This window comes from Streptomyces sp. NPDC087787, assembly GCF_044743035.1.
Taxonomy (GTDB): Bacteria; Actinomycetota; Actinomycetes; order Streptomycetales; family Streptomycetaceae; genus Streptomyces.
Window position 1 is genome coordinate 1 of sequence record NZ_JBIUVQ010000075.1, and the last position, 1160, is coordinate 1160.

Sequence of the window (1160 nt, forward strand, 5' to 3'; positions counted from 1 at the left end):
GGCGTGGGCACCATGCCCCAACCCACCGTCTTCACCGACTACCTCGCCCGCCTCATGCGCGTCATCGACTTCGTCAAACAAGCCGTCGCCCTCAACGACGACGTCTTCGACTTCTTCTACCAAGCCCTCCCCGGCTACGAAGAAGTCGGCCGCCGCCGCATCCTCCTGGCCTGCTGGGGCGCCTGGCAGAACCCCGACATCGTCGACTACCGCTACGAAACGATGAACCACTGGGGCAAGGCCATGTACGTCACCCCCGGCATCATCGTCGACGGCCAACTCGTCACCAACAACCTCGTCGACATCAACCTCGGCCTCCGCATCCTCCTCGGCTCCTCCTACTACGACGACTGGACCGCCGAAGAACCCTTCGTCACCCACGACCCCCTCGGCAACCCCGTCGACATCCGCCACCCCTGGAACCAGACCACCCTCCCCCACCCCCAAAAACGCGCCTTCGACCACAACTACAGCTGGGTCATGAGCCCCCGCTGGCACCACCCCGAAACCGGCCAGCACCTCGCCCTCGACACCGGCGGCGGACCCCTCGCCCGCCTCTGGTCCACCGCCCTCAACGGACTCGTCGACACCCCCTACATCAAAGCCACCGGCCACAGCGTCCGCATCACCCTCCCCCACGGCGAAAAACTCCCCGAAACCACCCTCGAATGGACCATCCCCCAATGGTCCAACACCATCGAACGCGACCGCGCCCGCCCCTACTTCATCGCCTACGCCGCCGCCATGGCCCTCCAATTCCTCGAACAAGCCCAAGGACTCGTCCGCGCCGGCGAAACCAAAGTCTTCGAAAACTTCCAGGTCCCCGACGAAGCCATCGGCTGCGGCTTCCACGAAGCCGTCCGCGGCGTCCTCTCCCACCACCTCGTCATCAAAAACCAGAAAATCGCCAACTACCACCCCTACCCACCCACCCCCTGGAACGCCAGCCCCCGCGACCACTACGGCACCCCCGGCCCCTACGAAGACGCCGTCCAAGGACAACCCATCTTCGAAGAGAACGACCCCGACACCTTCAAAGGCGTCGACATCATGCGCACCGTCCGCAGCTTCGACCCCTGCCTCCCCTGCGGCGTCCACATGTACCTCGGCAACGGCAAAACCCTCACCACCACCCACACCCCCACCTACGGAACCGACCA

1 protein-coding gene is annotated in these 1160 nt (G+C 64.9%); it reads left to right on the forward strand.

Going from position 1 to position 1160, the window contains the following annotated elements:
* On the forward strand, positions 1-1160 hold a 1160-nt coding region (locus ACIOWN_RS34560), incomplete at both ends, for a nickel-dependent hydrogenase large subunit (RefSeq protein ID WP_401984494.1).